27 protein-coding genes and 1 pseudogene are annotated in these 25668 nt (G+C 59.6%); all 28 read left to right on the top strand.

The genetic code is table 11. The features are described from left to right. The first annotated feature begins 61 nt into the window (after window positions 1-61). The 28 genes and pseudogenes from BLU25_RS05230 (at window position 62) to BLU25_RS05095 (ending at window position 25658) form a co-directional block, all read left to right on the top strand. Window positions 62-1111, top strand: coding sequence for a hypothetical protein (locus tag BLU25_RS05230; RefSeq protein WP_016781334.1), 1050 nt, complete (start codon window positions 62-64; stop codon window positions 1109-1111). Window positions 1112-1380: 269 nt separating this feature from the next. Then, window positions 1381-1704 (top strand): annotated as a pseudogene (locus BLU25_RS05225) (phage holin family protein). 15 nt (window positions 1705-1719) lie between these two features. Continuing rightward, entirely contained in the window at window positions 1720-2460 is a 741-nt protein-coding gene (locus BLU25_RS05220) for a hypothetical protein (RefSeq protein WP_016781331.1), read from the top strand. Between the two features lie 236 nt (window positions 2461-2696). Continuing rightward, on the top strand, window positions 2697-3251 hold the full coding sequence (locus BLU25_RS05215) for a terminase small subunit (RefSeq protein WP_016781330.1): 555 nt from the start codon (window positions 2697-2699) through the stop codon (window positions 3249-3251). Beyond that, window positions 3214-5226, top strand: coding sequence for a phage terminase large subunit family protein (locus BLU25_RS05210; protein ID WP_029611469.1), 2013 nt, complete (start codon window positions 3214-3216; stop codon window positions 5224-5226). Before BLU25_RS05215 ends, BLU25_RS05210 begins: the two co-directional genes overlap by 38 nt. Then, complete coding sequence (locus BLU25_RS05205) at window positions 5217-5432, top strand: hypothetical protein (protein WP_016781328.1); 216 nt, start codon at window positions 5217-5219, stop codon at window positions 5430-5432. Before BLU25_RS05210 ends, BLU25_RS05205 begins: the two co-directional genes overlap by 10 nt. A gap of 5 nt (window positions 5433-5437) precedes the next feature. Further along, window positions 5438-6961, top strand: coding sequence for a phage portal protein (locus tag BLU25_RS05200; protein WP_016781327.1), 1524 nt, complete (start codon window positions 5438-5440; stop codon window positions 6959-6961). Then, window positions 6909-8948 carry a ClpP-like prohead protease/major capsid protein fusion protein gene (locus BLU25_RS05195; RefSeq protein WP_050901275.1) on the top strand — a complete coding sequence of 680 codons (2040 nt, stop codon included), beginning with the start codon at window positions 6909-6911 and terminating at the stop codon, window positions 8946-8948. Before BLU25_RS05200 ends, BLU25_RS05195 begins: the two co-directional genes overlap by 53 nt. A 69-nt stretch (window positions 8949-9017) precedes the next feature. Then, the gene (locus BLU25_RS05190; RefSeq protein WP_016781325.1) at window positions 9018-9332 is read left to right on the top strand and encodes a capsid cement protein; all 315 of its coding nucleotides are present in this window, start codon (window positions 9018-9020) and stop codon (window positions 9330-9332) included. After that, on the top strand, window positions 9332-9712 hold the full coding sequence (locus BLU25_RS05185; protein WP_016781324.1) for a head-tail joining protein: 381 nt from the start codon (window positions 9332-9334) through the stop codon (window positions 9710-9712). The genes BLU25_RS05190 and BLU25_RS05185 overlap by 1 nt, the downstream gene beginning before the upstream one ends. A 19-nt stretch (window positions 9713-9731) precedes the next feature. Then, the gene (locus tag BLU25_RS05180; RefSeq protein WP_016781323.1) at window positions 9732-10199 is read left to right on the top strand and encodes a hypothetical protein; all 468 of its coding nucleotides are present in this window, start codon (window positions 9732-9734) and stop codon (window positions 10197-10199) included. Beyond that, a complete protein-coding gene (locus BLU25_RS05175) occupies window positions 10196-10777 on the top strand; it encodes a phage baseplate assembly protein V (RefSeq protein ID WP_016781322.1) in 582 nt (193 codons plus the stop codon). The genes BLU25_RS05180 and BLU25_RS05175 overlap by 4 nt, the downstream gene beginning before the upstream one ends. A 45-nt stretch (window positions 10778-10822) precedes the next feature. Further along, the gene (locus BLU25_RS05170; protein WP_016781321.1) at window positions 10823-11020 is read left to right on the top strand and encodes a hypothetical protein; all 198 of its coding nucleotides are present in this window, start codon (window positions 10823-10825) and stop codon (window positions 11018-11020) included. Window positions 11021-11024: 4 nt separating this feature from the next. Continuing rightward, window positions 11025-11351: a GPW/gp25 family protein gene (locus BLU25_RS05165; protein WP_016781320.1), complete on the top strand. Its 327-nt coding sequence runs from the start codon at window positions 11025-11027 to the stop codon at window positions 11349-11351. Continuing rightward, window positions 11348-12238 (top strand): baseplate assembly protein, encoded by an 891-nt coding sequence (locus tag BLU25_RS05160; RefSeq protein ID WP_016781319.1) that lies wholly within the window; start codon window positions 11348-11350, stop codon window positions 12236-12238. Before BLU25_RS05165 ends, BLU25_RS05160 begins: the two co-directional genes overlap by 4 nt. Continuing rightward, on the top strand, window positions 12231-12869 hold the full coding sequence (locus tag BLU25_RS05155; RefSeq protein ID WP_016781318.1) for a phage tail protein I: 639 nt from the start codon (window positions 12231-12233) through the stop codon (window positions 12867-12869). Before BLU25_RS05160 ends, BLU25_RS05155 begins: the two co-directional genes overlap by 8 nt. Further along, complete coding sequence (locus BLU25_RS05150) at window positions 12866-13393, top strand: hypothetical protein (RefSeq protein WP_016781317.1); 528 nt, start codon at window positions 12866-12868, stop codon at window positions 13391-13393. Before BLU25_RS05155 ends, BLU25_RS05150 begins: the two co-directional genes overlap by 4 nt. Further along, window positions 13374-16211, top strand: a complete 2838-nt coding sequence (locus BLU25_RS05145) for a hypothetical protein (RefSeq protein ID WP_016781316.1) — start codon at window positions 13374-13376, stop codon at window positions 16209-16211. Before BLU25_RS05150 ends, BLU25_RS05145 begins: the two co-directional genes overlap by 20 nt. Before the next feature lie 21 nt (window positions 16212-16232). Beyond that, window positions 16233-17543 carry a phage tail protein gene (locus BLU25_RS05140; protein ID WP_016781315.1) on the top strand — a complete coding sequence of 437 codons (1311 nt, stop codon included), beginning with the start codon at window positions 16233-16235 and terminating at the stop codon, window positions 17541-17543. Between the two features lie 66 nt (window positions 17544-17609). Continuing rightward, a complete protein-coding gene (locus BLU25_RS05135) occupies window positions 17610-18773 on the top strand; it encodes a phage tail sheath subtilisin-like domain-containing protein (RefSeq protein WP_083369553.1) in 1164 nt (387 codons plus the stop codon). Between the two features lie 11 nt (window positions 18774-18784). Beyond that, entirely contained in the window at window positions 18785-19288 is a 504-nt protein-coding gene (locus tag BLU25_RS05130) for a phage major tail tube protein (RefSeq protein WP_016781313.1), read from the top strand. Window positions 19289-19300: 12 nt separating this feature from the next. Then, window positions 19301-19630 (top strand): phage tail assembly protein, encoded by a 330-nt coding sequence (locus BLU25_RS05125; protein ID WP_016781312.1) that lies wholly within the window; start codon window positions 19301-19303, stop codon window positions 19628-19630. 132 nt (window positions 19631-19762) lie between these two features. Further along, window positions 19763-22399, top strand: a complete 2637-nt coding sequence (locus tag BLU25_RS05120; RefSeq protein WP_169716042.1) for a phage tail tape measure protein — start codon at window positions 19763-19765, stop codon at window positions 22397-22399. Window positions 22400-22408: 9 nt separating this feature from the next. Next, the gene (locus BLU25_RS05115; RefSeq protein ID WP_016781310.1) at window positions 22409-23254 is read left to right on the top strand and encodes a phage tail protein; all 846 of its coding nucleotides are present in this window, start codon (window positions 22409-22411) and stop codon (window positions 23252-23254) included. Further along, the gene (locus tag BLU25_RS05110; RefSeq protein WP_016781309.1) at window positions 23229-23438 is read left to right on the top strand and encodes a tail protein X; all 210 of its coding nucleotides are present in this window, start codon (window positions 23229-23231) and stop codon (window positions 23436-23438) included. The genes BLU25_RS05115 and BLU25_RS05110 overlap by 26 nt, the downstream gene beginning before the upstream one ends. A 68-nt stretch (window positions 23439-23506) precedes the next feature. After that, a complete protein-coding gene (locus tag BLU25_RS05105; protein WP_083369551.1) occupies window positions 23507-24544 on the top strand; it encodes a phage late control D family protein in 1038 nt (345 codons plus the stop codon). Between the two features lie 56 nt (window positions 24545-24600). Further along, on the top strand, window positions 24601-25134 hold the full coding sequence (locus BLU25_RS05100) for a glycoside hydrolase family 19 protein (protein ID WP_016781307.1): 534 nt from the start codon (window positions 24601-24603) through the stop codon (window positions 25132-25134). Then, window positions 25131-25658, top strand: coding sequence for a lysis system i-spanin subunit Rz (locus BLU25_RS05095; protein WP_016781306.1), 528 nt, complete (start codon window positions 25131-25133; stop codon window positions 25656-25658). The genes BLU25_RS05100 and BLU25_RS05095 overlap by 4 nt, the downstream gene beginning before the upstream one ends. Window positions 25659-25668: the final 10 nt, after the last annotated feature.

The raw sequence follows: 25668 nt of genomic DNA, 5'->3' as shown, positions 1-25668 counted from the left end.
TGCGGTGTCTTTGTTTTTTTTGTGTTTTTCGGGGTTTTCCATCAAAAGGAAGGGGTAGCGCGTGAAGGCCAGCAATCAAGTGACAAGAAGTACTGACCCGTTCAAGTTGATTTTTGTAACTGCTGTAATTTTAGCTACGTTTACGATGCTGTCGTTTTTCTCAAGTCCATTTTCTTTTATGCTGGAAAATTTTTCTTATGGTCGGGTTATACCAATAGTTACTCTTTTTCTTTCGGTTTTTATGTTTGCTTTTTTATATCTGCAATCTGGAGGTGCAAGGGTAGATGCGAAAAGTAGTAGGGCGCATATAGATACTAAAGACGTTAGGGGTATGTTTGATGAGCTGAATTTGCATCGTCAAGAAGCGGCAAAAAAAATTGAAATTTTAAACAAGAAGATTGACGAGCTTGATGCGCTCAAAGGATTGTCAGAGGCTGAAAGATGCGCCGTTATCGAGGATATAATAAAACATTCTGGAGCGGAGGCTATCAAGGGGATTTTTGAAAGTGAGGTGAGTCGACTAAAGGCAGAGCTGGTTGACGGTTTAGGTTTGGAGCGGCTAACTTCTTTTTCTAGAAGTAGTGTAGAACGGTTGAAGCGTGAGATCTCTGATTTACGTTTGCGCTCAAATATCAACCTCCTGATAGGCATGTTAATAACCGCAGGAGGCCTATGGCTCCTTTGGTCTACGGTGTCTATGTTAGATACTTCAACCTTGTTGAAGGCTTTAGCGTCTGAAGGGGAGGAGTCGAATGTTAAGTTTTACAAGAACTTAGTATTGCCCGTTATTCCTAGGGTGATGCTGGTGGTCTTTGTAGAAGTTTTTGCTTACTTTTTCTTACGGCTTTATCGTAATGGGCTGTCGGAAATAAAATATTTTCAAAATGAACTTACCAATATCGAATCTAAGTTAACTGCTGCTGAGTTTGCTTACGTGACTAAAAATGAGGACGCCTTAAAATTCTCCATCGAGTCTCTTTCAAAGACGGAGCGGAATTTTGTGTTGGAAAAAGGCCAGACTACGGTAGAGTTGGAAAGGGCGAAGGCCGAGTCTCAGCTCAGCAAAGATCTCATAAAAATAATTCCAAATTTATTTGAGCGTAAGCAATAGATAAGCTGAATCTCTAGCGGGAATCGAGAAGCAATTGAGTAATCACATTAAAAAGCTTTTCCACGCGGAATAGATTTGTTTTCATAGCAGCGTGAATTGCTGTGAACGCAGCGAGACGCTTCCAAAACCCGGCCACTGAGCCGGGTTTTTTGTTCCCTATCTATAAGCCTCGGCATTTGCCGGGGCTTTTTCGTTTTCGGCCCGATGCCAGTCTCTTTGCTCCAAGCGGATGACTGAGTCATGGAGGCCGGATTTATTGAGGACCGCAGATGAACACTGAGCAGCAGGCTCTCGCCGATGTGCCCCTATGGCTATTGGTTTTGTTGAGCATGGCCGGTTTGTCCGGGGAAATGTTGCGAGCTTCAGGCACTGACCTGAGGCTTCGGTAGATTCTGCAACGTGTTGCCCTTCGTTTTCTGGCATCGGGTCTGCTGGGCATGGCAACACTGCTACTCGCGCTGGCGGTATGGAGCAATCTGTACCTGGCCGCAGGCTTGGGCATTGTCATTGCCGTGATTGGTGCCGATGTGGCTGGTGGTCTCTATACCCAGTTCTTGGCGAAGAAAGCCGGAATCGACTCTCGTAATTCATAGTGGGAAGACGGCCAAATGTTCAAGCTTGATATTGACGTCGATAGCGCCCCGCTGACCAAGTCGGCAATGGAGCTGCAGCGCCGTCACATTCCCTTTGTGTTGCTCAAAACTGCGACAAATTTGGCCCAGCTGGTCAAAAAGGGTGAGCTTTCGGTGATGCGCAAGCGCCTCGATCGGCCCACCCCGACCACGCTCAATAGCCTGTTTGTAAGGCCCGCCACTAAGGGCAAGCCGGCGCAGGTCTGGTTCAAGGACTCCTGGACCACTGGGATACCGGCGGACGCATACCTGCAGCAGGCGGTCTTTGGGGGTGTGCGGCCACATAAGCGATTTGAGAAAGCGTTGATAGCCCGGGGGATTATGAAGTCAGGCCAGTACGCGCTGCCCTCAGTGTCTTTCCTCAATCAATACGGCAACGTGTCCCGGGGGCTGATGACCAAGGTGCTGTCTGGTATGGGCGCTGCCGAAACCAGTAGCGGTTTCAAGGCGAACGCCACAGGCAGTAAGCGCAGTATGGCCAAGGGTAACAGGCGCTACTTTGGCGGTGTTGTAGGTGATGAGTCGGGGGTGTGGGAGCGCATGAACACGAAGTGGGGTGCAGCAGTCCGCCCTGTGTTCATCTTCAGTGATAGCGCGCCTGTGTATCGGACCATTTTCCCGTTCTTCAAGATCGCTGAGAACATTGTCACGGCCCATAAAGATCGGGTTTTTGCTGATGCGCTGGACTTTGCCATGTCTACTGCACTCCCCCGCTAAAGATTGTCGCTAAATGCAGTGATAATCATCGAAAATAATTAAAAAGAGCAATAAATACATAAAATTGCTTGTTTTTTTCATTTTTGTGTATTTTTGCATATTTTTATTGATTTTTTAATTCCCCCCTCTTTTTATTTTTGAAAAGGTACTCCTGAGGGGGTGGGGGGATGGGGGTAATTCGGGCCCCGCTCTTACGCTATGTACGAGAATTTTCAGAGGTTGGTTGTTGTTTAGTTATGGCCAATACATCAATCGCACGACAGCCGTTCTGGCTGAACAAAAAACGCATGGCAGAAAGTCTCGGGATTTCTGTTCAAGCCTTCGACAAATGGGGCGTTGAGGCCATCGCGAAAGTAGGTCGCGAGTCGTTCTACGACGTCCGTTCTATTCTCGATAACCGGCTCAAGCATCAGGGCGTAAAACACCAACCTGCCGGCCCCGATGGCGAAACCATCGACCCGTTCATTGAGTACCGCTTGTTGCAAGAGCGTTTGCGTCTGACTGCCGGTCAGGCGACAGCTCAAGAACGCAAAAACCTTGTCACTGAAAAAGAGCTGGTCCCGGTCGATTTCATGGTGTTTGCCCTTGGCCGTCTGGCCGCCATGTTGGGCTCCACCCTGGACACCATTCCCAAGAGTTTGAAGCGCAAGCACCCCGACATTGCCATTCGGCATTTGGAGGCGCTTGAGCGCGAGATTGCCGTAACCCGTAACGAGGCTGCTGGGTTGTCCGAAGCCATACCGGAGATTTTGGATGACTACATCGCCACCCTGGATGAGGGCGCTGGCTGACGCCGTTCGACGGGGACTCAATGCACTGTACAAAGAGCCGCCGCTGACGGCGGTGGAGTGGGCCGACACGCATTTTTATCTGTCGTCGGAGTCCTCTTATCAGCAAGGCCGCTGGGTGACGGCCGCGTTTCAGGTGGCGATCCTCAACGCTATGGGCAATGACCTGATTCGGGTGTTCAACCTGCACAAGTCGGCTCGCGTGGGTTACACCAAGATGCTGATGGCCAACATCGGCTACAAGATTCAGCACAAAAAACGCAACGTGCTGAGCTACTGCCCGACCGATCCCGACGCTGACGAGCTGATGAAACGGCACGTCGACACGATGATCCGTGACGTTCCGGTGCTGCTGGCCCTGGCACCGTGGTTCGGCCGCAAGCACAGCGACAACACGCAAGACGCCAAGCGTTTCGATAACCAGAAGATGCTGTGGTGCCTGGGCGGCAAGGCAGCGCGCAACTACCGGGAGAAAAGCCCGGACGAGGTGATCTACGACGAGCTGTCGAAGTTCGACCACGACATTGAGGGGGAGGGCTCGCCCACCTCTTTGGGGGACAAGCGCCTTGAGGGTGCAACCTACAAGAAATCCATACGCGGCTCAACGCTGGGTATCGCCGGCCAATGCCAGATCAGCCGGGCGGCCGAGAAGTCGCCGCACTACCTGCGATTCCATATCAAACCGCCGTGCTGTGAAGGTGAACAGCACCTGAAGTGGGGCGGCAAGGATGAGCCTTACGGGCTCAAGTGGTGCACCAACGAGCTGGGCGAAGTCGAGAACGCTTGGTATCTGTGCGAGCACTGTCAGGGCGGTACTTTTGAATATCACGAAATGGTCGAGGCGGCCCAGTTCGGGCGTTACATCTGCGAACGCACGGGCATATGGACGCGCAACGGCATGGAGTGGTTCGGCGCGGATGACCAGCCGATCCCCACGCCGCGCTCGGTCACGTTTCATATCTGGACGATTTATTCGACGTTCACCACTTGGGTGGATATTGCGGCCGAGCGGATCGAGGTCGGCAAGGACTTGGGCAAGCTCAAGACCTTTGTAAACACGACGCTGGGCGAAGTCTGGGAAGAAGACCAGACGGAAAAGGTCGACTGGGAGCAGTTGCGCGACCGTCGCGAGAACTACGGCGCACAAGTACCGGGCCGCGCCGTGGCGCTGTTCGGTTCCATCGACACGCAGGACGACCGTTACGAGGGCCGTGTCTGGGCGTTCGGCGCCGGTGAGGAAAGTTGGCTGGTTTACCGATTCATTCTGTACGGCGACCCGGCCAGTCAGGTGCTGCGCAAAAAGGTGGGCGTGGAGCTGCACCGCCAGTTCACCCGGGCCGATGGTCAGGTGATGGGCGTCGAGCGATGGTGCTGGGACTCCGGCGGCCACTACTCGGACGAGGTGCGGCTGGAAAGCCGCAAACATGGCGTGCATTGGGTCATTCCGATTTTCGGTGCAAGCGTCTACGGCAAGCCCATTGCCAACTTCCCGCGCAAGAAAGAAAAGAAGAGCAAGACCTACCTCACCGAGGTGGGCACCGACAACGCCAAAGAGATTATTTACAACCGTCTCAAAATCCAGCCAGACGGCGATCAGCCGGTACCTGGCTGCGTGCATTTCCCTGCCGACGACAACATCTGCGATGAGGCCGAGCTGAAGCAGCTCACCTCGGAAAGCAAAAAGTGGGTCGTGGTCAGGGGGCGCCGGGTGTTCCGTTGGGATGCCAGCAAGCGGCGTAACGAGGCGCTGGACTGTTACGTGTACGCCATCGCGGCGCTACGGATCAGCCAGCAGCGTTTTGGTCTGGATCTGGACGAGCTTTCAAGGGGGCTGCCTCAAGTCATTGAGCGGCCGCAAGACGAGCCGGCCGAACTATCCGCCCCGGCCGCCGAGCCGGAACCGGCGGCCCACCAACCCCCAGCTGAGCCGATATCTGTTGGCGGCTGGGTCGACACAGGACAAGGCGCATGGCTGTAGACCCGCAAACCATGATTGACCGCTATCTGGAGGCCGAGCTGGCCGTGCTGGACGGCAAGGAAATCACTTTCAACGGCCGCAAGCAGGTGATGGCCGACTTGCCCCAAATCCGTGCGGGCAGACTTGAGTGGGAGCGCCGTCTGGCCTCGCAGCAAAGAGCACTTGCAGGGGGCCGCCCGGGGTATTCCCTCGCGGTGTTTGAGTGAGTCGCATGAACCTGTTCGACCGTATGTTGGCCCCGGTATTTCCCGGAGTCGTGGCCGAGCGTCTGCGAGCCCGTAACGTGATTCAGGCGTTTGAGGCGTCGGATATTACCCGTACGCACAAGGCGAAAAAGCAGTCAAAAAGTGCTGACAAGTCCCTGCAGAAGTCGGCCGTATCCCTGCGTGAACAGTGCCGCAAGCTGGACGAAGATCACGACATTGTCACCGGCCTGTTTGACCGGCTGGAAGAGCGGGTGGTGGGTGGTACGGGTATATCGGTAGAGCCGATCCCGCTCACCTATGCCGGTGACGTTGATCTGGAATTTGCCGCCGCGATCAAGGCGCAGTGGTCCGAGTGGTCGTTGTCGCCGGAGACTTCTGGCGAGTTATCGCGGCCGCAAATGGAGCGCCTGATGTGTCGCACTTGGTTGCGAGACGGTGAGGGGCTGGCCCAGATGCTGATCGGTAGGGTGGCCAATTATGACCATCTGCATGACGTGCCGTTTGCCCTGGAGCTGCTGGAGCCGGACTACCTGCCGTGGAGTTACACGGACTTGGCCAAGGGTATTTCCCAAGGCATTGAGCGTAACGGTTGGCGGCGGGTAAAGGCCTATCACCTGCTCAAGCAGCACCCGGGCGATGGTCTGGGTTATGGCATGACCCTCGACACCAAGAGCGTCCCGGCCGATCGCATGATCCATATCGCGCACCGCAAACGGATTGGCCAGAACCGTGGTCAGCCCCTGCTGCATGCCGTGATTATCCGGTTGGCGGATATCAAGGATTACGAAGAAAGCGAGCGGGTGGCCGCACGAATCAGCGCGGCACTGGCGATGTACATCAAGAAGGGCACGCCAGACGACTTTGTGCCCAGCCAGACCAAGGCGCCCGAGCGGACTTTTCCGCTGGCCCCCGGGGTCGTGGTCGACACCCTGTTGCCCGGCGAAGACGTGGGCATGATCGAAAGCAACCGACCTAACCCGTTTCTTGAGGGGTTCCGCAATGGTCAGCTCAAGGCGGTGGCAGCGGGCACCCGGGGCACTTACTCCAGCGTGGCCCGCAGCTATGACGGCACCTACTCGGCGCAGCGTCAGGAGCTGGTGGAAGGGCAGTTGGGTTATGACCTGCTGCAGCACGAATTTATCGACTACTGGTGCCGGCCAGTGTTCCGGGCGTGGTTGCGCATTGCGATCGCCAGCGGGGTGCTGGTGGTGCCCAAGACCGTCGACCCCAGCACGATTTATGGCGCGATCTATCAGGGGCCGGTCATGCCTTGGATCAACCCGGTGCATGAGGCCAATGCCTGGAAAATCCTTGTTGAGGCGGGCTTTGCCGATGAGGCCGAAGTGGCCCGGGCGCGTCAGCGCAACCCGCAGGAATTGAAGCGCACCCGCAAGTCAGAGATTGAAACCAACCGGGCGCAAGGGCTGGTGTTCAGCTCGGACGCCTATCACCTGTACTACGGGAAAAACAAAGCGAATGAAGCGGAAAAAAAACCAGATGACGATGACCCCGAGGGGGTCAACAAGTAGCGCGGGTGAGAGCTGGTACACGCTGCGCGCCAAGGCCCGGGGCGTGGTTGACCTGATGCTTTACGGCGACATTGGTGCCTGGGGCATCACGGCCAACCAGTTTGCCCGCGACTTGAAAGCCCTCGGTGACGTGTCACAGATCAACCTGCACATCCACTCGCCCGGCGGTGACGTGTTTGAAGGCATGGCCATGTACAACCTGCTCAAGGCGCATCCGGCGCGTATCGAGGGGTTTGTGGATGGTCTGGCCGCGTCGATGGGCAGCGTGATCCTGATGGCCTGCGACACGATCAGCATGCCCGAAAACGCCATGATCATGGTCCACAAGCCGTGGGGCATTCAGGGTGGCGATGCCGAGGACCTGCGCCGTTATGCCGACCTGCTGGACAAGGTCGAAGACTCACTGGTCATGGCCTATGTGGCCAAGACCGGGAAAACCGCCGATGAAATTCACGCCTTGTTGAAGGATGAGACGTGGATGAACGGAACTGAAGCGGTGGTGGCCGGGTTCGCAGACACCGTCATTGAACCAATCAAGGCCGCCGCCCATATCAAATCTAATCGCATGCAGGAGTTCACCAACATGCCCGAAGCATTTAAAAAACTGTGGGAGCCGCGTGGCTCGACCACTCCCCCAGCGCCTACTCCAACCCCTGCGCCTGCTCCAGCGGGATCGGTTCCGACCCCTGAGCAAATTCGCGCTCAGGTGGTGCAGGCCGAGACCGAGCGCCGTACCGCGATTACAGCCGCGTTCGGTGGTTTCAACGTGGCCCATGCCGAACTGTTCAATACCTGCCTGACCGACATGGAATGCAGCGTCGAAAACGCCCGTGAGCAGCTACTGGTGGCTTTGGGCAAAGACACCACCCCTACGGGTGGGCCAGCGCCGCGTCACCCCGGGCACCTCACCAACGGCAATCTGGTCGGCGACTCGGTGCGTGCGTCGTTGGTAAGTCGAACGGGGCAGGGCGAAATCCAGAAGGATAACGCTTACAACTACATGAGCCTGCGCGAGCTGGCCCGTGCTTCGCTGCAGGATCGCGGCATTCTGGTGGCGACCCTGGCCCCGATGCAGATGGTGGGCATGGCGTTTACCCATGACACCAGCGACTTCGGCAACATCCTCGTCGACATTGCCGCCGCGTCGGTGCTGCAGGGCTGGAATGAAGCGGAAGAAACCTTCCACCTCTGGACCAAGACCGGCCGCCTGAGCGACTTTAAAACCGCCAAGCGTGTGGGCATGGGCGAATTCCCGACTCTGCGTGAAGTACGCCCGGGTGCCGAGTACAAGTACATCACCACCGGCGACCGTGGCGAAACCATCCGTTTGGCCACCTACGGTGAATTGTTCTCGATCACCCGTCAGGCGATCCTCAACGATGACCTGGACCAACTGACCACCATCCCGAAACGCATGGGTGAGGCGGCACGCGGCACCATTGGCGATCTGGTGTATGACACCCTAATCAATAACCAGAATCTGAGCGATGACAAGAAGCTGTTTGCTGATTCGCGCAAGAACCTGTTCACCGGAGCCGGCTCGGCGTTGTCGATCGAGTCGCTAAGCAAAGCCAAGACCGCGATGGCACTGCAGAAGAACCAGACCGAAGGCGGCAAGGCTCGAACCCTCAACATCCGTCCGGGTTTCGTACTGGTGCCCGTGGCACTGGAAGACAAGGCCAAGCAATTGATCCGCTCGGCCTCGGTGCCCGGTGCCGAAACCAATGCCGGTATCGACAACCCGATCCGCAACTTTGCCGAAGTGATCGCCGAGCCGCGTCTTGATGATAATTCGTCTACCGCGTGGTATCTGGCGGCCAAGAAGGGCAGCGACACCATTGAGGTGGCCTACCTTGACGGTGTTGAGTTGCCGTACCTGGAGCAGCAACAAGGTTTCACCAATGACGGTGTTATCTCCAAGGTGCGTATCGATGCAGGTGTTGCGCCGCTGGACTCTCGCGGTCTGAACAAGTCGAACGGCGCCTAAGCCGCGCTGTAACCCCTGAGCCCCGCCCTGTGCGGGGCTTGTTGTTTCTTAAAGCAGGAGAAATTGGCTATGGCCAAGAATTTTGTAAGCAGTGGCGAAACCCAAGAATTTATCGCCCCGGCCGGCGGCGCCGTTGCTGGTGTGCCGGTGGCCATCAATGATCTGGTACTGATCCCGCTCAGTGGTGGTCTGGAAGGCGACAAGCTGGTGGGCCATACCCGTGGCGAGTGGCGTGTAAAGGCTGATGGTGCCCTTAAAAAGGGCCAGAAAGTCAGCGTCAAAGCGGGCGTTCTGGTGGCCCCTGCCACGGCTGATTCAGTGCCGTTCGGCAAGCTGAGCAGCGATATGGTCAGTAACGTGGCCACCGCGTTGTTGATCCCCTGATGGCGGCTGATCGCTTTCGCGAGCGAGCGGCGCGGATGGACCGCGTTCTGATCGATCGCCTTGGCGATCAGGCCACGCTGGAAGATGGCACAACGATTCGCGGTGCGTTTGTGTCGCCATTTCTCGGTGCGCAGATCGGCGCCAAGGCGAGCGGCTTTCGCCTTGGCGCGGCGATCAATACCGACCAGATCAAGGAGCCCACGTTTACCGTGCGCTCAGTCGATGCCGCCAATGTGAAGCGTGGGGCATTCATCACCATTGACCTGCCGGCTGTCGATGGCGGCGGTCGTTACAAGATGGTCAGGCCTGAGCCGGACGGTGCGGGCATGGTTGATCTGATTTTGGGGGCAGACAGTGAACGATCCGACGATATCAAGTGAGGCCGTCAGTGAGCTGACGATGCTGCACGATGCCATTGAGGCGATCTTTCGTGAGCGCATCCCCGCCTTTAAGCATGTCGAGCCATACCCCGAGCTGAACAAGGAAATGGGGGAGCCGGCTTTGGTCTTCGCCATGACTGGCATGGGCGACGCCTCGGACACTGGCACGGGTAAAACCTCGTTGACCTGTCGCTTTCAGGCAGTGGTATTGGTCGATGCCACGCGCAAGCGGGCGCCGCTGCAGGCTTCCATTTTGGCGGGGCGGGTTGCGACCGTGCTGCACAATCAGTATTGGGACCTCGACTTTGTCGACGCGCCTAAAAACATACAGGTACAGCCAGATGGCTCCACGCCTGAGCTTGCTCAGTTCTGCGTGTGGGTCGTTGAGTGGATGCAGGTTGTTCACTTTGGCGAATTTGAATGGCCGTGGCCCGACGAAACGCCCGGCTCGCTGATGTTCAGCGTGGGCGATGAGGTTGACCCGTGAGCCATGCCCTTGCCGAGCACGACCGCATGATCGCCGGGGTGGTCAAGGAGTGCTATGTGGTCGCCCTTGACCTGACTGTCAGGCCGCCCGTGTGTCGAGTGTCTGACGGGGAATGGATCAGTGCCTGGGTGCGTTGGCACAGTCAGGCAGCGGGCAAGGCGCGGCACTGGCGGGTGCCCAGTATGGGTGAGCAGGGCGCGTTGCTCAGCCCGAGCGGTGACGTGTCACAAGGCACCTTTGTGCCGGGGTTGTTTGGCGATGCCGGGCCAGCCCCGGATAACCGCGATCACGTCGAGCGCTGGCTGTTTGATGATGGTGGTTCGCTGACCTACGACTGGCAGGCCCACAGCTACATCATTGAGCTGCCGTCAGGCTCGGTGGATATCAAGGTTGGTAGTTCTTCGGCCACCGTTACGGATAACGCCGTGGTCGTCACGTCCGGGGCGATCGCGCTGGATGGTGATGTGACGATCTATGGCGAAGTGCTGATAAATGGCGCGTTACGCGTAACGGGCGATATCAATGGTGGCGGGGCAATTATCGACACCAGCGGCAATACACCCAACCACAAGCATTAAACCAAGACCCGCCCAGTGCGGGTTTTTTCATGCCAGGAGAAAACAATGGCGAGCAAACCAACCCCGATTGATGAGGCGCCCAGCGCCCCGGTGGCCTATCGCGACACTGCTTTTATCTCCCGCACGCTGGTGATGCGTAACGGCCGAACGCTGGAGGTCAGAAAACACCGCGTCGAGGTGTCGGACGCTGAAGCGCAGACCTTTCTCGATAAACACCCCGACCTAGAGCGTCTGCCGGAGTAGCCCCATGATCGGAATGGACCGCCACACCGGGCAGCCTATCTCGGGCCTCGATCACCTGCTGCAGTCCATTGAAGACATTTTGACCACGCCTATGGGGTCGCGGCTGATGCGTCCCGAGTACGGCAGCACGATCCGCCGCTTTGTTGACTTGCCCGTTTCTGAGGGCTGGAAAAGCGCCGTGCAGGCCGAAGCTGCCCGCGCCCTGAATCGCTGGGAGCCGCGTCTGGAGCTGACCCGGGTTCAAGTCGTGTCCGTGCTGAGCGGGCGTATCACCTTTCGCCTGTCGGGCACCTTTCTGGGCGATAGCAAGCTATTGGATGTGACTGTATGAGTACTCTGGACCTGTCCCGCTTGCCGGCGCCGATTGTGCTGGAGCCGCTGGATTTTGAGACGCTGTATCAGGAGGCGCTGACCGACTTTCGCGCCTTGATGGGCAAGAACTGGTCGGCTCCGCTGGAGTCTGAGCCGGTGGTCAAGCTGCTGGAAAAGCGCGCTTACGACAAGATGATGGAAAGGGCGCGGATCAACGACGCGGCCAAGGCGCTGCTGTTGGCGTTTGCTCGGGGCAGCGACGTGGACCATTTGGCGGCTAACTACAACGTCAAGCGCCTGACCGTGGTCGAGGCTGACCCCGCTGCAGTGTCGCCGATCGAGGCGCAATACGAGTCGGACGATTCTCTGGTCGAGCGCACGTTGCTGGCCTTTGAGGGCATGTCGATCGCGGGCCCCCGGGATGCTTATGTGTTTCATGCGCTGTCGGCGGATGGTCGGGTGGCGGATGCCCGGGCCAGCAGCCCGAGCCCGGCCACGGTGCTGGTCAGCATTCTGAGCCGTCTTGGCGACGGTAAGGCGTCGGCCGATCTGCTGGAAAAGGTGCGGGTCGCGCTCAGTGATGAGGACGTGCGCCCCGTGGGTGATCGCCTTCTGGTGCGGTCGGCCGAGCTGGTCGACTACAAGATTGAGGCGGTGCTGTACCTGTACCCGGGCCCGGAAATGGAGCTGAGTCTGGCCGAGGCCAACGCCTCGCTGGAGCGCTATGTGAACACGCAGCGCCGTCTGGGGCGGGATATCCGCAAATCGGCCATCCATGCCGCGCTGCATGTGTCCCGGGTGCAGCGGGTCGAGCTGATACACCCGGCGGCGGATGTGGTGGTGCTGGATACGCAAGCGGCCAACTGCATCAAGGCCAGCGTGGTAATCGGTGGCACTGATGAGTGATTCCAGCCTGTTGCCGAGCAATCGCGTGTCGCTGGAAGAGGCGCTTGCCCAGCTTTCGACGGGTGACGTCGAGCTGGCCAACGTGCTGCGTCAAGTCCACTCGGTCGAGAACTGCCCGGCGGCACTGCTGCCGTGGCTGGCCATCCAGCGCAGTGTCGATCGCTGGGACCCGGAATGGTCCGAGACGATCAAGCGCAAGGTGGTCAAGGATGCGTTTGAAGTCCACAAGCGCAAGGGCACCGTGGGCGCGCTGCGCCGGGTGGTCGAACCGTTCGCGGACATTTTGGATATCACCGAGTGGCACGAACTGGAGCCGATGGGCGAACCGGGCACGTTCACCATGAGTCTGGCCCTGTTCGACAGCGGCCTGAGCGACACGGCCATTGCCGAGCTGGAACGGATGATCAACGACACCAAGCCGGTCAGCCGGCATCTGGTGGGGCTGAGCATCACCTTTAGCCCGGACGGCACCTACTACATCGGCGCCGGTATTTCTTCGGGTGACGAGGTCACTATTTCATCACCTGAGCTGTGGTCGGACGACCTCGACCTGATCAATCTGGAGCTGTCGGCCAACGACCTCTATTACTTCTCCAACTTCGCCTTACCGGGCCTGATGAGGGTTACATGAGCGAAATGTCTGACCGCCAACGGGCGGCTATCGAGCTGATGGAAACAGCAGCGCAAACGGCCCATGACATTGTTCACCTGCCGGCGGACGTGGTTGTCGAGACCGCTTCCGGGCCTTCGCCCACGCTCCTGGCACTGGCCAAGATGATCACCGACTTGACCGGCGGCCTGTTGCTGCCGCGCAAGCGGGCGATCCCGTCTGCCGGCGCCGCGTTGGCTCTGGACGTGGCCTACACCAACGGCGTGTCGTTCTTCGACGTGACGCTGGACAAGCCGCAATGCTTGCTCACGTTTCTCAATACCGATGTGCCAGCGGGTTACACCTGGTCATTCACGGTGCGCCTGCGTCAGGGCACCGGGGCGAATAAGGTCACGTTTCCGGCCAGCGTTCACTGGTCAAGCAAGCGCCCGCCGGTGCTGGCCTACGAGGCGGGCGCGGCGGACGTGCTGACATTCATGTCAGACGGTGGCGGTTGGTTGGGCTTTTTTGATGGGAGTTGGTTCGATGCATCTGTCCCCGCTTAACAGCCGTCGCCCGGCCAGCCAGAAAACCGGCCTGAACAATGCGCTGAGCATGATCGAAGGCCATCACCGTTTTCTCAAGCACAACACCGGCGACACCAACGACGCCACGCTGCAGCACTACGCGCAGAACCTGCAGGGCGTGCTGGCCAACAACCGGCACTTTATCGCGCACTCGCAAATGGAGTACCAGCCCAACGGCGACGGCACCACCGAGGGGCAGGCGCTGCATATCCTCGGTTACGCGCATGCCTATCTGGCGACCAAGGATCAGCGCTATCTGGACGCGGCGGTGTGGCACTGGGAGGCTTACGAGGCGTATTTCTACGCGGGCCAGCCAATCCCTGACACGCCACAGCGGCGCATTGCCAACTGGATCGTCAATTCCAAGGAACCGGTGCTGGCCAACTGGCCGATTGATGCTGCCGAGCCCACCCACAGCGGGTTCAAGGGTGTTCCCTTTGAGTTCGCCAACGGCGCGTTGTCGATTCCCCACGGTGCGCCGCACTGGGGCGAATATCTGGACAAGGCGACCTTTGCCTTTGACGGCGCATTGGCCTGGGAGGCGATCAACGCCACGGTGCAGGCAGTCAAAGAAGACGGCTCGATTGACTGGGACAAGACGGGCAGCCAGTTCGATGTGGACTGGATCATCGCGTGGACCGGGCAAAAGATTAACGCCGATGGTGACGTGCTTTCCGAAGGCCACCCGCTGGAAGAGCGCGGGCAGGTCCAGCTCAAAAGTACGGCGGTGAACGGGGAGCACAAGCTGAACTACGCCACCCGTCAGCCGGTGGAGCACGGCGGCTACCTGATCCCGCGTAACGCGGTACAGCACAACCGGCCGTTGCATGTGCCGTTGCTGGGCAGCGTCAACCAGATGGGCAACGCGGCCGATGGTGAACAGTGGTACATGGACGCCTGTTACATGCTCTGGCGGATCACCGGCGAGAGCCGCTACAAGAAGGCGATGGATGCGTGCCGCTTTACCGCCCATGAGTACACGCAGATTGACTCCAGCGACCGCTTTTTCCGGCAAAGCCGCACCGAGCTGACGCCCTACACGGACGGCATTGCCTACCAGTTCAGTTACCCGAGCGATGCAGAGCCGGTGATCAACCGCGACTCAATGGGTTACATCACCGTGGATTGCGCCGATGCGGCGCAAGTGTCCCTGGAGCAGCAGGCGGTGTGGTTCAGGATCAGCAAGGACTCACTGGTACGCACCTGTTACGGCGGCGTGGACACCTTCAATGCGCCGCTCAATGCCAAGGTCGAGCTGGTGGTGTCGCCCAGCAAGGTCGAGGGCAGCGGGATCAAGTACAGCTGTGCGCTGCCCAAGTCGGTGTCCAACATCGAAGTGGTCGCCCACGATATCCCGCTGAGCAGCTTTACCCGGCTGAGCAAGGATGACGGCTCTGAGTACATCATGGCCGACCTGCGTGCCGTCTCGCACTCGGACGATATCGTGTCTGAGGAAGGCTACGAGCCGGGGATTTTTGAAGGGCGCGGCGGCAACGTGGTCAGCTCGATTTTCCCCACCGATGATGGCTGGTACAGCGTCGGGCACTGGCTGCTGCCAACCGAAAAGGCGCCGCTGCAGAGCATCACCTACCGCGCTGACGGCAATTTCAATCTGCGCATTGTCGATGCTGACGGGTGGCGGTGGTGGTGGATGTTGCCGGCAACGGCGGGTGCCTGGGTCACGCTGGTGATCCGGCCCGAGGACGCCACGCTGTCGGGCTACCAGCCCGGGGCCGAGGATCGTCCCGAGCCGAGCGCGCCGAAGTACACCGAGGTAGACGGCTTTTCAATCCTGATGGATGACAGCTCAGACACCAATCTGACGTTCTCGTATTACTGCATCAATGACGTCCCCCCGGCCTTTGCGGCCGAGGATGGCTACACGCTGAACTATCGGCTGACGGTCAAGGGGCAGGCCAAGTTCCGGGCGCTGGTGGGGGATTGCACCATCCTGCAATACCGTGACGATTCGTTGGCGTACTGCCCCGGGGTAATCCCGTTTTCCAATATCTACGCCGAGGGCACCGACCAGATCGGCGCATGGCACGGCATGCCGTACCCGGGTTATCAGTACCCGCTGATTTACTGCATCGACCCGCTCAATGAATACGGGCCCCGGCTCAATCAGATGGTCGAGTTTCTGTACGACTCGCAGCAGTGGTACGCGCAGAAGTTCGGCCAGTTGGGCCCGGGCGCATCGGCCTATGTGTGGAACCGTTGGGATAACTACAAGTACGGCAAGCCGGATACCTGGACGATGTACCACTGGGGCAACGGCACGGCGTGGAGCGGCTACCAGCCCCGAGCAATGATGGGCGCGTGCCGGGCGTGGTACGAGCTGGCCAGCCAAGGCAAAGCGGTGCCGGCAAAGCTCAAGGCCTACGCGGAAAACTGGCTGAGTTGGCTGGTCCAGTTTGTTAAAGCCTCGGGCGGCATTCTGCCCACGGACTTTCCCATGACCAGCACGGCCAAGCCGATGGCGGAGGACTTCACCGGCCATATGACCGGGCTGTGGCTGGCCGGTGCCTGTCTGGCGGGGTTGGCGGGCAGTCAGGTGGCGGGGTTGGACGGTTTGATCGAGGCCTGTGTGACCGAGCTGCAAACCCACTATGTGGTCACGCCGGTACCGGGCCAACCCATGAACGGCTGTTGGTCGCCGGCGGTGCGGCTGGGCACGGATAACGGCATGTTCTTCGGCTTTTGGGCCGGGGAGATTCTGCGCGGCCTGGGCCTGTACATCCTGTACCGCAACCTTGGCCCCGGGGCGAATATCTACGGCGCTCCCATGCCGCTGTAACTCACTCAATTAGGCACATTCATGGCAGAGCAAAACACGTTGTATATCGCCATGCTAACGGATGTTGGCGCGGCGCAGCAGGCCAAGGCGATCGCAAGCGGTACGCCCTGGAACATCACCCATATGGGCGTCGGCGATGGTAATGGCGTAACACCGATCCCATCCAAGCTGCAGAAAAAGCTGATCCACGAGAACGTGCGACTCAAGCTCAACCGTTTGACGGTGCGGGCCGATCGGCCGGTGATCAGCGCCGAGTTGATCCTGCCGTCCGATATCGGCGGTTGGTGGGTGCGTGAGGTCGGCTTGTATGACTCGACCGGCGCACTGGTGGCAGTGGCCAGCTACCCGCCGACCTACAAGCCGACACTGGCTCAGGGCACCGGCCGTACCCAAGGCATCCGCCTGCAGATCCTCGTCAGCAGCACGGCCAATATCACGATTCAGGACGATCCGACGCTGGTCACGGCGACCCTGTCGACCGTGCGTGAAGAAATCACCAAGGGCAATGCAAGCTCGGCAAGCAAGCTGTATGCCGGCCGGTTTCTGACCTACAAAGGTGCGGTGACGGGGCAGGGTTTTTTCGACGGCAGTGGCGACATTGATATCCCGATGACCCTTGCCGATTCGGGTGTGGCGGCCGGGACTTACAGCAAGGTCACGGTAAACGCCAAGGGGCTGGTGACTGGCGCCCAGTCGCTGATTCAGGGGGATATTCCGGCGCTGGATGCCAGCAAGATTACCACCGGTACCTTGAGCCGCCCGACCTCGGCCAACGCCGGTACGGCGACCAAGTTGCAGACCGGTCGGGCGCTGACCTTTGGCGGCGCTGCCACGGGCATGGGGTGGTTCGACGGCAGTGGCGACGTCAACATCCAGTTGGCTCTGGCCGCGCTGGACACCGGCAAGTTGAGCAGCGGCATTTTGCCGATCGTGCGGGGAGGCACTGGTGGTGATACGCCGGCTGCAGCCCGCACCGCCCTAGGGGCCGGTGTGCCTTCGAGCTTGTATCACGACCCGGCGGGTTACTGGTGGGATAAGGACACCGGTTTTTTTGTGCAGTGGGGCAGCCGGTGGATGGGGGACTTGCCCGGTGGCATGCTCAACGCAAAGGTTGTTTTTACTTATCCGTTCGATACCAAGCCTTTTATCGTTATTCCGGTGGTTACGCAGTATCCCGGCGGTGTTGTTTCGGCCGCGTCGGTGACGTGTACGTTGAACGAACAAAACATAACAGCCACGGACTGCCTGCTGAGCTTCACAGAATATACCCCTCTGGTTCAGCAATTCGGCTTTCGCTGGATCGCGGTCGGGTATCGCGTCACACCGATGTAAACACAGGTTTCAACGCAGTACCGCAACCGCCAATAGGGCGGTTTTTTCGTTTCTATGGAGAAAATTATGAGTCTTACCGACTTCTTTCACGGCATTACCGTGTCGCTGGTCGAGACCGGCGCCCGCACCATCGCGCTGCCCTCGTCTTCGATCATTGGCATTGTCGATACCTTTAGCCCGGGGCTGGGTCTGGTGGAGTCCAACGTGCCCACCCTGTTGACCCGTGAGAGCGAAGCGGTGGCCGCGTTCGGTGCTGACTCGGCCATTACCCGGGCGTGCAAGGCGATTTTTAACCAGTCGGCTGCCGCGATCGTGGCTGTGGGTGTGCCGGCAGATACCGAGGCGGCCGTGCTGACCAGTGCCGTGATTGGTGGCGTGTCAGCCGATGGCACGCGTACCGGCCTGCAGGCGCTGCTGGACGGCAAGAGCCTGTTTAACCTGCAGCCGCGGCTGGTCATTGCGCCCAAGCACAGCGCCACGGAAGCGGTGGCCACCGCGATGGATGTGCTGGCCGGCAAGTTGAAGGCGATCGGCATCATTGACGGCCCGAACACTACCGACGAGGCGGCGATTGCCTACGCCGAAAACTTCGGTTCCAAGCGCCTGTTTATGGTTGATCCGGCGGTCAAGCAGTGGAGCACAGCGCTCAACGGCGACGTGTCGGTGCCAGGTTCTGCGATCGCTGCAGGCCTGTTCGCGCAGACCGATTCGCGCTTTGGTTTCTGGTCGTCGCCGTCGAACAAAGAAATTGTCGGTATCACCGGCACGGTGCGTCCGGTCGAGTATCTGGATGGCGACAAGACCTGCCGCGCCAACCTGCTCAACGGCGCCAATATCACCACCATCATCCGTGACGGCGGCTATCGCTTGTGGGGCAACCGCACCCTGTCCTCGGATGTGAAGTGGGCGTTTGTCACCCGTGTGCGTACCACCGACATGGTCATGGATGCCATTCAAGCGGGCATGAAATGGGCGGTCGATCGGGGCATCACCAAGACTTACGTCAAGGACGTCACCGAGACGATCAACGCCTTTATGCGAGACCTGAAGGCACAAGGCGCGGTTATCAACTTTGAGGTCTACCCCGACCTTGAGAAGACCACGGCCACACAGATCGAGCAGGGCAAAGTTTATTGGACCATCCGCTTTACCGATGTTCCGCCGGCGGAAAACCCGATTTTTCAAGTTGAAGTTACTAACCAGTGGCTGACCGAAGTTCTGGAAGCCTAAGGAGGCGTTCAATGATTCCGCAAACCCTGTTTAACACCAACATGTTTATCGCCGGCCAAAGCCTGCAGGGCGACGTGCCAAGCCTGAGCCTGCCCAAGGTCACGGTGAAAACCGAGGAATATCGCGGCGGCGGCATGGATGCCCCGGTGGCGATGGACATGGGGTTGGAAAAGCTGGAGGCCAGCTTTGCCACCAACGGTGTGCGCCGTGAGGTTCTGAAGTACTTCGGCGCCTTTGACCAGACCGGTTTTGATGCGTCGTTTCGCGGTGCCTTCAAGGGTCAGAAAGGCGCAATCACCGGCGTGGTGGCCACCTTGCGTGGCGGCCTGCGCGAAGTCGACCCGGGCGAATGGTCGGCCGGCTCCAAAGCCGAGTTCAAGTACGCCGTGGACGTCACCTACTACAAGCTCGAAATCGACGGACGCGTCATGTTTGAAATCGACCCGATCAACGCTGTACGCGTCATTGATGGCGTGGACCAACTGGCGGACGTTCGCAACGTCCTGGGCCTCTAAGGAACTATGAACATGAGCACTACTGAAACCGCTACCAAGAAGCTGCCGAGCTGGCTGGAACTGACCGAGGAAGGTGCCACCATCACCTTGCGCAATGCAGTCGAAATCAACCAGATCAAGGTCAACCGAGTAAGCCTGCGAGCCCCAACCGTCAAGGACGTGCAGCAAGCCACTGTCCAGTCCGGCGGTGACGCCGAGAAACGCGAGCTGATCCTGTTTGCCTCCCTGACTCAGGCCGGGGACAAGGATATCGCCGGCATGACGGTGGTGGACTACAACCGCTTGCAGGCCGGCTATTTTCGCTTGGTCGAAGATGATGAACCTTACCCCTACAACGATTAAAGCGGCGGCCAAGCATCTGGCCCGGGAGTTTCATTTCTCGGCCAGTGAGATCGAGACCATGCCGTTTAACCGCATGCTGTGGTGGCTCACGGATTGAGCCACCCCTTCCGTTACGCGTAACAGGGCATTCCTATGGCAAATAAAATGCAGCTCGGTCTGGTGATCGGCGGGGCCGTAAGCTCGACCGTGGGCGCTGCTTTTAAAGACGTTGAAAGCCGCGTCAAAAAGCTCAGTGAGCAAGGCAAGAAAGCCCGGGTTCTGCAGAGCACGATCGGCGAAACCATGCGCCTGCGCGATGAGTGGAAAAAGGCCCACGCTGAAGGCGAGAAGGGCGCGCAAGCACTCAAGAACCGACTGGAGCGGAACCTGGGGGTGCTGCGCAAGGAAGGCGTGGAAGTCGGCCGGTTGTCTCGGGAGTACGAGCGCCTTGGCCGCGCCGGCCGTAGCGCTGAGCTGAAGGCCAAAGGCTTTGGCCAGATCGATCAGGGCAAGCAGCAGGTGCGCGCAGGAGTAGCGCAGGGGGTCGTGGCCACCGGTATGGTGGCCGTAACCGCCAAGGTCAGCGCCGATTATCAGGCGATTATCCGGGACATTGCGATCAAGGCCGGGGTGGCCCGTTCGGCGCAAGAGGCCGACATGTCGCGCAGCATCATCGCGACGTCGAACGATATCGGCATGGGCCGCAACGAAGTGGCTGATGTGGTTAACCAGTTGGTCGGCGCGGGGATGGACCTTAAGCAGGCGATGGAGTTTGCGCCGGTGGCGGCCAAGTTCGTCGTCGGGCAGGGCTCGTCTGGTGTCGATACCGCCAAGATGATCCAAGCACTGCAGAGTAACGCCAATATCACCGACCCCAAGGTGCTGGAAAAGGCGCTGGAGGCGGTGGCATTCCAAGGGCAGGCGGGCAGCTTTGAAGCCAGCGACATGGCGCGTTGGTTCCCGCAACTGCTCGCAAGTATGCAGAAACAGGGCATCACTGGCATGGACGCCGTGACGCAACTGGGTGCGATGCTTCAAGTGCAGATGAAAACCGCCGGCACCTCCGACGAGGCGGCCAACAACCTGAAAAACTGGATGGAGAAAATCGGTTCCGGCGAAGTAGTGGATGCCTACAAGAAGGCCGGTATTGATTATCAGGGCTCGCTAAACACCGGCATTCAGGGAGGCATGTCCACGCTGGAGGCCAGTTTTGGGTTGGCCAAGCGGTACATCGAGGCCACCGACCCGAAGAAAGCGGCCAAGATGGCCGAGGCCACGGCCCAGATCAGTAAAGAGGCGAACCCGGAAAAAGCCAAGGCCATGCTCAGCAGTCTGGAGCAGGCCCTGCGCACCGGCGATATCTTTGCGGACATGCAGGTCAAGTCGGCGCTGACTGCCTATGTGCAGAACAAGGCGCTGTACGAGCAGCTTAAAAATGAGGCGGCAGGCGCCTCGGGCATCCTCGACAAAAACCTGTCGGAACGGCGCGATACCTCATCGCAAAAATGGGCCGAGACGATTCAGGCGGGCAACGATGCCATGCGCAGCGTGGGCGATGCCATTCGGCCCGTTACGGATGCGGTCGCCACTGGGCTGACCACGGTGGTCAAGGGCATCACCAAGCTGTCGGACGAGTCGCCCAAGCTGGTGATGGGGCTGACGGCTCTGGCCACCGGTGCCAGCGTCGTGACCAGTCTGCTGGGCGCGCTCAAGATTGGCCGGGGGCTGGTCAATCTGGCCCGGGGCGGATTGGGCGGTGGTGGCGGTGCAGGTCGTGCCGGCGTGCAGTCGGTCTTTGTCACCAACACCAAGGACGCACTGGGCGGTGGTGATGATGACGGGGACGGCAAGGGGGACGCGGTCAAGTCGCTGGTCTCGGCAGGCCTCAATGCGCTGATGGGCCGCAAGGATGAGGCGGCCGAGGGTGAGGGCGCTGCTGATACCAAGCTGGACCCGGTCGAAACTGGGCTGAAGCTGCTCGATGTGATCCGGGAGGCGAAGGGCGGAGACGATGAGGCCGGGCCTGACCATACGCAGAAGGTCTTTGTGGTCAACGCCCGGGAAATCGGCGGCGGTGGCCCGGGTGGTGGAGGTCGCGGTGGGCGTCGATCGCGGCGCCGAGGGCCGCCACGCCCGCCGGCACCGCCACCCGTACCGCCGCGTTTGGGCGCTCGATTGATGAACGCCGTGGGCACTATCAGCAAGGCGGGGAAAGCCATCCCTGCCGGCTCGCTATTTGAGGCGGGCATCAAGGCATTTGATACCTACACCACGGCAAAAACGGCCGAAGAGAAGGCCGAGGGTTACGGTGGAGCTGCAGGCGGACTGGCGGGCACTATGGCCGGTGCTGCTGCCGGTGCGGCGATCGGCTCCGTGGTTCCGATCATTGGCACGGCGATGGGCGGGCTGGTCGGCGCGTTCCTGGGGGGTATGGGTGGCGACACCGTGGGCGGTATGTTCGGTAAAACGTCGTTTGCCAAGTCGCTGTTTGGCAGCGATGCAGAGCCGGGTGATGTGGTGCGCTCGATGAGCGCGCAGTCCGGTCGGTCACAAGCCCCGTCGCCTTTGGTGCTCAAGTCTGAATCCAAGCCGGCGCCGATCGATCAGAAGTTCACTTTTGCCCCGCATATGCCGATTACGGTTCAGGGTGATGTGAAAGACCCCGACGAGCTGATGCGCAAGCTGCAACCCATGATGCAGGGCCATTTGAATGACTTCGCCCGGCAGATGGAAGACAACGCCCGCCGGGCCAATGACCGCAAGTTATACGACGCCCCACATACCGGGTAAGGAGGTGATATGGCTTATATGGAGCAGATGCAAAGCACGGTCAGTTACTTGGCCACGGCCGGGGAGGCAGGACGGCGCAACCTTGACGGCATGATGGGGCCGGTAAACGGCGCAATCAGTGAAATGACCGGCGCGGCCTCTGAGCTGGAGACCCTGCCGGTCATTGGGCCGATGGTCGGAGAAAAGCTGCAGCGGGTCATGCGCAGTATCAGCGCGGCGCAGGCCAAAGTGGGGTCGGTGGTCGCGGTCTACAACCAAGCCACCCGCGCCGCCTCGCAGATCGAGCAGCGGCTGGAGGTACTGGGAGAGCAGGCAACCCGGGCAAAAAACGCGATCAACCAGATTGCCGGCAAGATCAATCCCGCACTGGGCAACATCCTGCCGACCAGCATTTTTGCGACGGACACCACGCCGGCGGTGGAAGCGGTGAAGCCGTTCCCTCACTTGCTGATCCTGCAGCCGCACAAGCACGAAGCGCCAACGTACTACTTCAACCTGGACACGGCGGCCTTTGAAGAACTGAACCGCCAGAGCGGCTTTCGCTGGGCCTCGCAAGAGCGCCTGATGCGGCGGCCGGCACAGCAGGCGGTGGGCATGGGTGACGACAAAATCACCCTCAAGGGTTCGATCTTTCCCGGGCACCGGGGTGGCCTCAAGCAACTGGACACCCTGCGCAGTATTGGTGGGTTGTTGGTGCCTTTGGGCCTGACCACGGGCTATGGCTACGTCCTGGGGGATTGGTGCCTGACCTCGATCACTGAGGACCAAAGCGCGTTCCTGCAGGGCGGAATTCCCCGCAAGCAGGGCTTTAGTTTGGAGTTCGTCCGTTATGGCGAAGACCTGCAGAACGCTTGACGGCGACAAACTCTACACCATTTGCCACAACGCCTATGGGCACCTCAACGGCAGCGTGGAGGCGGTGCTGGAAGCCAACCCCGGGCTGGCCGCCGAGCCGGAGCCGTATCGTGGTGGTGTGCTGATCGTGTTGCCGGACTTGGCGCTGGCCAGCGATGAGCAGGCCGTCCAGCTCTGGAGCTGATCGTTACGCGTAACGCACCTTAAAACCTGAGCCCCGCCTTTGTGCGGGGCTTTTTGTTGGAGCTGGATATGACGCCCGTTTTCCGCATCGTCGCCGATGGAAGCGATATCACCCGCATGATCAACGACCGGCTGTTGCTGTTGCGTACCTCGGACAAGCCGGGGATGGAGTCGGACGAGTTTGAGTTGCGCATTGATGACCGTGACAGCGCTGTGACGTTGCCGTCGCGGGGTGCCAGTATCGAAATCTATCTGGGCTATGCCGGGTCGACCTTGTCCCGGGAGGGTCGCTACGTTGTCGATGAGGTCGAGGTGTCAGGCCCGCCGGATACCTTGGTGATACGCGGCAAAGCCAGTGATATGCGCGGCAGCGGCAAGACCACGCGCAGCGGCAGTTGGGAGGGCGATAGCTTGGCCACCATCGTCAGTGCCGTGGCGCGGCGTAACGGCTGGGAGCCGGCCTGTACGGTGGCCACTATCGTGCCCCGGGCTGACCAGTTGGGTGAGTCGGACTTTAACTTTATTACCCGCTTGGCCCGGCTGCATGACTGCACGGCCAAGATCGCTGACGGCAAGTTGATCGTTATGCCGCGTCAGGGCGGTGTCACGGCCAGCGGCAAGACGCTGGGCGTCGTGACCATCAACAAAACGGACGTCAGCCGCTACAGCTTTCGGCTGGGCGATCGCTCGACCCACAAGGCTGTGAGCACCAAGTACCAGGACAAAGCCACCGGCAAACTGGCGGTGGTGAATCTGAACAACGACGACGCTCCGGACGGCCTTCCGCCGGTGCATACCGATCGGCATATCCACCCGAACAAGACGGCCGCAGAGCAGGCCGCCAAGGCGCGCTTGGCCGCGTTCAATCGTTCCACGGCCGGTGTGCGGCTGGAAATGCCCGGGCGTTCTGATCTGTTCGCAGAGCGGATGATCAACGCGCAGGGGTTCAAGGACGGGCTCGATGGCGAGTATCTGGTGGACTCCCAGGAACAAGTTTTCACCCAATCCGGCTGGTCGACGACGATCGAGTGCAATGCCGGCAAGAAGGGCAAGGCCAAGGTCAAAGGCAAGAAGCCTCAGAAGACCCTGAAAATCGTTCAACTCTAACCCGAAAACCCCCACTCCCAGCCCGCCTTGCGCGGGCTTTTTCGTAAGGGCAACTTATGTCGATTACCCAGCAACAACTCCTGCAGATTCTCCCCAACGCTGGCCCAGTTGCCGGCGTTTTTGTTCCGGTACTCAACGCCGCGATGGGGCATTACCAGATCATTGGCCCCAAGCGCGTAGCCGCGTTTATCGCGCAGATTGGCCATGAGTCTGGCCAGCTCAAATACGTCAAGGAAATCTGGGGCCCAACGGCCGCTCAAACCAAATACGAAGGCCGCAAAGACCTGGGCAACACCGTGGCCGGTGACGGCTCCAAGTACCGTGGCCGTGGCCTGATCCAGATCACCGGCCGGGCCAACTACATGGCGTGCGGCGAAGCGCTGGGCCTTGACCTGATCACGCAGCCCGAGTTGCTGGAAAAACCACAGCACGCCTGCATGTCAGCGGCATGGTTCTGGGCGACCAAGGGCCTGAGCACACTGGCCGACGCGGGCCAGTTCGACAAGATCACCCAGCGCATCAACGGTGGCCAGAATGGCGCGGCGGATCGGCAGGCGCTGTACGCCCGTGCGCTCAAGGTGTTGGCGTGAAGATCGATGCGGTGAAGTGGGGTGGGGTGCTGCTGATCATCCTGGCCCTGATGGCGGGCAGCGCGTGGGCCGCATGGGAGTGGCAGGCCAACGCCTATGGTCAGCAGTTGGCCACCAAGGAAGCTGCCCAACAAACCGAGCGCACCAATCTGGCCAACGCCAACTCCGCGCAAATTCTGGCAGAGCAGGGCAAGCGCCTCGCCCTGGAGCAGTGGCTGGCAGCCAGTGACCAATCCCATTACCGAGCCCTGACCGATGAAAAAACCAAACAAGCACGTCTGCGTGATCGCCTTGCTAGTGCTGACCTGCGGCTGTCAGTCCAACTCGACGCCACCGCCGCAACTGGTTGTGACGCAGTGCAAACCACCACCAGCCCCGGCGGCGTGGTTCATGGTGCCCATAGAGTCCAACTTGACCCCGCGCATGCTCAACGAATTATCGGAATCACCGGCGACGGCGATCAGGGACTGATCGCGCTGCAAGCCTGTCAGACCTACGCAAAAAAAGTCTCAGGCATGAAATAAAAGGCGCAGC

The sequence above is a fragment of the Pseudomonas fragi genome (assembly GCF_900105835.1).
GTDB lineage: Bacteria > Pseudomonadota > Gammaproteobacteria > Pseudomonadales > Pseudomonadaceae > Aquipseudomonas > Aquipseudomonas fragi.
The sequence above is the reverse complement of the archived record's forward strand: the minus strand, read 5'-3'. Positions and strand labels throughout refer to the sequence as shown.